This window comes from Streptomyces sp. 8K308, from assembly GCF_004348315.1.
In the GTDB taxonomy this organism is placed as follows: Bacteria; Actinomycetota; Actinomycetes; order Streptomycetales; family Streptomycetaceae; genus Streptomyces.
This window is the reverse complement of record NZ_SMKC01000379.1, coordinates 1-6459: the sequence shown is the minus strand read 5'-3', so window position 1 is coordinate 6459 and position 6459 is coordinate 1. Positions and strand designations below refer to the sequence as shown.

The 6459-nt window shown below is 73.0% G+C and carries 9 protein-coding genes; 5 read left to right on the top strand and 4 right to left on the bottom strand.

From position 1 onward, the window contains the following. The first annotated feature begins 128 nt into the window (after positions 1-128). The 4 genes from E1265_RS31790 to E1265_RS31775 all read left to right on the top strand — a co-directional run bounded on the left by E1265_RS31790 (position 129) and on the right by E1265_RS31775 (position 3211). Positions 129-1037 (top strand): hypothetical protein, encoded by a 909-nt coding sequence (locus E1265_RS31790; protein ID WP_132934434.1) that lies wholly within the window; start codon positions 129-131, stop codon positions 1035-1037. A gap of 65 nt (positions 1038-1102) precedes the next feature. After that, positions 1103-1651, top strand: coding sequence for a hypothetical protein (locus E1265_RS31785; protein WP_132934433.1), 549 nt, complete (start codon positions 1103-1105; stop codon positions 1649-1651). 80 nt (positions 1652-1731) lie between these two features. Further along, positions 1732-2340, top strand: a complete 609-nt coding sequence (locus tag E1265_RS31780; protein WP_243741254.1) for a PadR family transcriptional regulator — start codon at positions 1732-1734, stop codon at positions 2338-2340. Positions 2341-2464: 124 nt separating this feature from the next. Then, positions 2465-3211, top strand: coding sequence for an MIP/aquaporin family protein (locus E1265_RS31775; protein ID WP_132934432.1), 747 nt, complete (start codon positions 2465-2467; stop codon positions 3209-3211). A gap of 105 nt (positions 3212-3316) precedes the next feature. On the opposite strand, the gene E1265_RS39930 is transcribed toward E1265_RS31775, so the two are convergent. Next, positions 3317-3682, bottom strand: a complete 366-nt coding sequence (locus E1265_RS39930) for a hypothetical protein (protein ID WP_243741253.1) — start codon at positions 3680-3682, stop codon at positions 3317-3319. A 453-nt stretch (positions 3683-4135) separates the two neighbouring features. Between E1265_RS39930 and E1265_RS31765 the strand changes: the two genes are divergently transcribed. Continuing rightward, positions 4136-4345, top strand: a complete 210-nt coding sequence (locus E1265_RS31765; protein WP_132934431.1) for a CsbD family protein — start codon at positions 4136-4138, stop codon at positions 4343-4345. A 93-nt stretch (positions 4346-4438) separates the two neighbouring features. On the opposite strand, the gene E1265_RS31760 is transcribed toward E1265_RS31765, so the two are convergent. The 3 genes from E1265_RS31760 to E1265_RS31750 form a co-directional block, all read right to left on the bottom strand. After that, a complete protein-coding gene (locus E1265_RS31760; RefSeq protein ID WP_132934430.1) occupies positions 4439-4633 on the bottom strand; it encodes a hypothetical protein in 195 nt (64 codons plus the stop codon). A gap of 77 nt (positions 4634-4710) precedes the next feature. Beyond that, the gene (locus tag E1265_RS31755) at positions 4711-5181 is read right to left on the bottom strand and encodes a GNAT family N-acetyltransferase (protein ID WP_132934429.1); all 471 of its coding nucleotides are present in this window, start codon (positions 5179-5181) and stop codon (positions 4711-4713) included. A gap of 50 nt (positions 5182-5231) precedes the next feature. Beyond that, positions 5232-6459: YeeE/YedE family protein (locus E1265_RS31750; RefSeq protein WP_243741252.1), on the bottom strand; the 1228-nt coding region annotated here is incomplete at its 5' end.

Here is a 6459-nt window from a genome sequence, read left to right as displayed (position 1 = left end):
GTTCAGGGGTGGGTCAGGGACATCCCCGATGGCGGGGCGCCGCGGTGGGGCGTCACCCTCGAATAGCCGATATCGGCTATTCGGCATCGGCTGTACTGACGAGTCGAATCCTAGGGAGAGGACCACCGATGACCGACCACGCCTCCGCCACCAGGCGGTGGCCCACGATGGGCAGCAGGGGCGCGCTCGTCACCCTGTGCTGCTACGCAGTCCTGGCCCTCGCCCTCGCCCTGCTGCCGCCGTCGGTGCCCGGCGCGCTGCGCTTCCCCGAGGCACGCACCCCCGTGTGGCTCGCCTGCTCCGCGCTGGCCAGCGGCATCGCCCTGCTGCTGACGACCAGGGCCCGCCCGGCCCGGCGGACCGTGCTCCTCCTCGGCTGGGCGCTGTTCCTGCTCACCACGGCCCAGGCGTTCGTCGTCACCGAACTGCTGGCCCTGGCCGGGCTCTACGCCACCGCGCCGGTGCTGGCCTCGCTAACCGGGCAGCTCACCGGCCGGCCGAGGAAGGCCCTGCTGGTGGTGCACGTGATCTCCTCGGCCTGCTGGATCGGGGTGGCCCTGATGATGTCGGCGGTCGGCGTCACGGCCCTGGCCGGTGACGACATCGACACCGTCGCCGCCTCCTACCACCTGATGGAGACGTTCGACGTCACGCTGCTCGGCTGGCTCAACTTCACCGCCACCCTGTCGGGCATCGCCGTCGGCGTCACCACGCAGTGGGGCGTGCTGCGCCATTACTGGGTGGCGGCCAAGCTCGTCATCTCCCTGGCGGTACTGTTCCTGGCGTTCGGCTGGGTGCACGACACGCTCGAGGCGACCGCCAGGGAAGCCGAACGGCTCGCGGCGACCGGCGGCACGGTCGACCAGCTCGGCGGCTCGCCGACCACCGTGGCCGCCGGGTTCGGCTTCGCCTTCCTCCAACTGCTGCTCGCCATGCTGCTCTCCCTCTACAAGCCGGGCGGCCGAACCAGGCGGGGCCGGCGCGCCCTGGCGGCCCGGCGCGCGGCCCGCGCCCCGGTGCCCAGGACCGCCGGCTGAGCTGGGCCGGCCGCGAGCCCCCTCCGAGACACCCGACAGAAGAACGGACGAACGGACACCGAACCATGAAAGACGAGGCACTCGACAGGCGCCGGCTGCTCGGCCGGGCCGGCGCGACCGCCGCGACCCTGGCCGCGGTCGGCGGCGCCGGCGCCCTCGGCGCTGAGCCGGCCCGGGGCGCCGAGCCGGAGCCGGCCGCCACGGGCCACGACCGGGACCGGCTGCCGCGCCTCTTCACCCACCCGGTGATCGGCACCTGGCGCGGCACGGTCAGCCGATCCGACGGCGAGGTCGAGCAGACGCTGCTCGGCTTCTACCCCGGGGGCATGTTCACCGCCTTCACCGACGGCTTCCACGTGGCCGTCGGTCGCTGGGCGGACCGCGGCGACACCCGGGTGACGTTCGGCCTCTGGCAGGTCCTGCCGGTCGACCTGTACGGACGGCCGCACTCCTACCAGGGGGAGGTCCGAGCCCTGCACGAGGCGGAGCTGGCCGGGGACACCCTCGTCTCCCGGGGCGTCGGCAAGGGCATCGACCTGGCGGGCGAGGTGCTGCTCACCGTGGACGTCGAGGTCCGGGCCACCCGCTTCGGCCTGACGCTGCCCGGCGAGTGACGACGGCCGGGCCCGGGCCGCCGCCGGGCCCGGGCCCGGCCAGGTGGTTCAATCGGACCCCGACCGATCGAGGAGGTCCGTTGCCGCAGGAACGCCGGAAGGTCAGCAACCCGCTCGCGCTCGCCGTGCTGGCGTTCCTGGTTCAGCGGCCGATGCACCCCTACGAGATCGGGCGGCTCCTGAAGGACCGCAACCTCCAGGAGAGCGTCAAGTACCGCGGCAGCTCGCTCTACATGGTCGTCGAGCAGCTGGAGCGGGACGGCTACGTGGTCCCGGGCGAGACCACTAGGGAGGGCCGTCGCCCCGAGCGCACCACCTACGAGCTCACCGAAGCCGGCCGCGCCGAGCTTGGCGAGCGGATGCGGGAGCTGGTCTCGACCCCGGTCAAGGAGTACCCCAGGTTCCAGTCGGCGCTGGCGCTCCTGGTGGTGCTGGCCCCCGACGAGGTCGTGGACCTGCTCGTGGAGCGCGGACGCGCGCTGGCCGGGCGCGGCGCGGAGATCAGGGGCCGGCTGGACGCGGCGCCCGACCGCGGAGTGGACCGCCTCTTCCTGATCGAGCACGAGTACGCGCTCGCCCTGGTCGAGGCGGAGCAGGACTTCGTGCGGCGGCTGTCCGAGCGGATCCGCGAGGACCCGGCGAGCTTCGGGGAGTTCTGGCGCTCGCTGCACGGGGACGGCGGGCGCTGACGCCGCGGGGAGCGGCCGGCGAAACCCTCGACGCGTGGTCTGGAACGATCGTCGACCATGAAGTAGGGTCGCGAAAATTCGCCACGGCAACCGGCCAAGAGCCGCAAGGGTTCGGGGGTAACGCCTGGGCGCGGGCTCGATCTTCCTGTGGGAGCTGCTTGGCGCAACGGTGTTGATACTTCTGGGCACCGGCGTCGTCGCGAACCATGTGTTGCGGAAGACCAACGGCAACGCCGGCGGCCCCCTCTTCATCAACATCGAGTGGGTTTTCGCCGTCTTCGCGGGCGCGAGCGTCGCCGCGCCGAGCGGCGCCCATCTCAACCCGGCCATCACGATCAGCCTGGCCGTCGCGGACCGGACGGAGTGGGCGGACGTCCCCGTCTACCTGGTCGCCCAACTCCTCGGCGGCGTCCTCGGCGCGTTGCTCTGCCGGGCCGCCTACAAGCTGCGGTTCGACGACCACCCGGAGCCAGGCGGCACCCTCGGGATCTTCGCCACCGCGCCGCAGATAGCCGACAGGTTCTGGAACGTGGTCACCGAGGCCGTCGGCACCTTCGTGCTCGTGGCGTTCGTGCTGTTCTCGCCCGTCTTCCGGACGACCGAGGAAGGTGTTCAGAACTTCGGCAACTCCGCGCTCGGATACGCCGGAGTGGCCTTCGTCGTGCTCGTGATCGGCGCGTCGCTCGGCGGCCCCACGGGCTACGCCATCAACCCCGCCCGCGACCTGGGGCCCCGCGTCGCCTACGCGTTCCTGATGCCCATAAGGGGCAAGGGCACCGCGCAGTGGGGCTACTCCTGGGTCCCCGTCGTCGGCCCGATCGCCGGCGGCGTGCTCGCCGCGCTGCTCTTCCTGGCGTATCCGGCCGCGTGACCGCGCCGGCCGCCGGCGATCTCCGGCCGGCGGCTCAGGAGAGGAAACCGCCGTACCGGCCGTTCAGGATCCCGCTCTTCTGCGCCTGGTTGAGTGGCAGTCGGGCTACTGGTAGAAGGACGCCAACATGGGTGTGCCGTCGGTGAACGACGAGTCGGGCAGCCCGAGGGCGTGGCCGAGCTCGTGCACCATGCCGCCGTACCACCGGTTCATGTCACCGCCGACGCCCGCCGCGCCGTCGGCGTCGTGGCCGCTCAGGATCACCCAGCCGCTGCCCCCGCCGCCACCGGAGACCCCCGGGATCTCGGCGCTGATCTCGCCGACGCACAGCCAGCGCGAGTCCGGGGCGCCGAGACCGAAGCGGGTCATCAGCTCCCGCTGCATGTTGAACACCACCCACCAGTACTCCTCGCCGCCGTTCGGCGTCGTCTCGTACCAGGCCCGTTCGTGTTCGCCCGTCCACCTCCACAACCGGGTTGTTCAGTGTGAAGGTCACGCCGAGCTCCTGCCGGTAGTAGCGCTGCGCCTCCCGCATCACGTTGGCGATGCCGTCGGGATAGCGCTGGTCGTTCGCCACGTCCCTGGGCCTGAGCCAGAACACCCGTACCGTCCCGTTCGGCGGTGCGGCGGCCGAACTCGCCGCCGCCTGCGCGGTGCCCGCGAACGCCGCGGCCCCCATCGCCGCCGGGCCCCCTGCCGACGTGGCCAACACCGCGCGGCGCGTGATCCCGCAGGTTGCCACCGGACGCCTCCTCATTGAGGTGTGATCATGACAAATCAAGCTAGCGGCGGCCTGCGAGATGGCAACCATGTTCGAAATGTCGAATGCGGCGATCGGTCGGCGGTCCGCGCCGCTCCGGATGCCGACGGCTCGTCCGCCGGCTACCGTGACGAAAGTGGCACGTCCGTACGAATGGAGTCGACATGAACGGCGGCGCGATGGACAGGGCCAAGGGCAAGGCCAAGGAGATGCTGGGCCGGATCACCGGCGACGACCGCAGGCGGACCGCGGGCAGGGCTGATCAGGTCAGGGGTGGCCTGCGGGGCGCAGCCGGGAGCGCGCGCGAGAAGGCCAAGGGTGTCCGTGACTCCCTGCGGAACCAGCGGAACCAGCGGAACCAGCGGAACCGGTAGCCGCCGAGCGTCCGCCCGCGCGCCGGCGGCTCTCCGAGGGCGAGGGGCCCCCTCCTGACAGGAGGGGCCCCTCGTGCGTTCGGGGGCGGCTGCTCAGTGCCGGCCGGCCGTGATCGGGCTGCCGCGGTGCCAGGATGAGCGCGCCACGGCGCCGCTGAGCGCGGCGAGCAGCGCCCCGACCGTGGCGGCCAGCATCTCGGTGTCGAAGAGGTCGACGACGGCGCTGTGGACGAACAGGGCGCACAGCACGCCGGTCACGATGGCGAGCAGGGTCCAGATGAGTCGCATGGGTCCTTCCTCCTCCGGTCGGTGTGCCGGTGGGTTGGGCCGCGGTCCTCTGGTTCGTGTGCCCTGCCGTCGGGCGGTCATGTCGCCTTTTCTCGGACATACCGGGCTGAGTTCGGCTCGCGCACCATGAACACGTCCACCGGGTCCTCGGTCTCGAGGGTGAACCCGAGCCGCTCGTACAGCCGGCGCGCCGGACTGCCCTGCAGCACGTTCAGCCGGACCAGGTCGCCGTCGCGGTCGCACCGTTCGAGCAGCTCACCCAGCACGGCCGTGCCGATGCCGGCGCCCTGCCAGCGCGGGTCCAGGTAGAAGTGCTCGAGCCAGTGGGCGTCCTCGGCCGGGCGCAGCGCCACGCAGCCGGCGAAGGCGCCGCCCACCTCGATCACCCAGGTGTGTGCCGGCGTGAACCCGTCCCGCAGCCGCTGCCTGACCCGCCGCTCGTCGTACCGGCCGACCCGCTCCAGGTCCGGCCGCATCACCACGGCCCGCAGCTCGGCCACCGCCTCGACGTCGGCCGCCGAAGCCGGCCGAAGCTCCCAATCCGCCATGACCGCGAGGCTACCGATCCGGTGCGGGCGCGAGCCGCCGGGGGCGAGGCTCAGCAGATGCCGTCGGTCGGCCTGGGGTTGGCCAGGCCGAACAGCGGCCGCAGCCGGAGGCCGGCCCAGGTCCCGAGCAGGGCGGTGGCGCCCCAGATCCAGCCGTGGAGGCTGCCGGAGGCGATGCCGGCGAGGTAGGCTCCGATGTTGCGGCCGACGGCCAGGCGGGCGCCGATGCCCATCAGAATCCCCCCGAGTACGGCGGCGACCGCGGTGCGCCAGGGGACGTTCCGGTGCAGGGCCCAGGCGCCGCTGAGGGAGGCGGCGACGGCGGCGCCGATCATGATGCCGATGTCGGTGAGGCTGTTCCTGTCGGCGAGGACGGGGCCGGCCAGCATGTCGGCGTTGCCCGGCTGCTGCCAGAAGGTCCAGCCCTCCGGCCGGGCGCCGACGACGCCCAGCGCCTCGCTGCCCCACAGCGCGAACGCGCTGGGCACACCCCACGCGCCGGAGACCAGCAGGACACCGGCGCCCAGCACGGCGAACACGAGGGCGCCGGCGGCCAGCGGCCAGGAGCCACGCAGCGCGCGGGCCGCGAGGCCGCCGCGGCTGGAGGGGACGGCGCCGGTCGGCGGCGGGGTGCGGCGACGCTGGACGGCCCGGGAGACCGCCACGATCCCCGCGAGCGCCGCGATCGTCACCGCCCAGGAGCCGAACCAGCCGACGTGGTCGGAGAGCAGGTCGGGGTCGAGGGCCGGCAGGTCGTGCCAGAGGTCGAACTGCCAGGCCGCGATGGTCGAGCCGGCGATGAAACCGCCCAGGGTGAGCAGGATCGAGGACTGCCCTGAGCCCACGGCGAACAGCGTGCCGGACGTGCAGGCGCCGCCGAGCTGCATGCCGATGGCGAAGACGAACGCGCCGAGCAGCAGGCCCACGCCGAGCGGCCCGGCGGACGGCGCGGGCTGGGAGCCGAACAGTCCGGTTCCGGTGCCGATGATCAGCGCGAACAGGGTCGCGGTCGTGCCGAGCAGCAGGGCGTGGGCGCGCAGCCCCGTGCCGTTGCCGACCGCGACGAGCTGCCGCCAGGCCGAGGTGAAGCCGAACCGGGAGTGGAAGAGGGCGAAGCCGAGCCCGAGCCCGAGCAGCAGCAGGACGCCCGGCCTGGCGCCGTGCGCGGCGAACACGTAGGCGCTGAGGCCGGCGCCGAGCAGCGCGGAGACGGCGAGCGGTATCCGCCGGACCGGCGGCGCCTCGGGCGCCTCGGGCGGCGGCGCGCTGGTGGGGGAG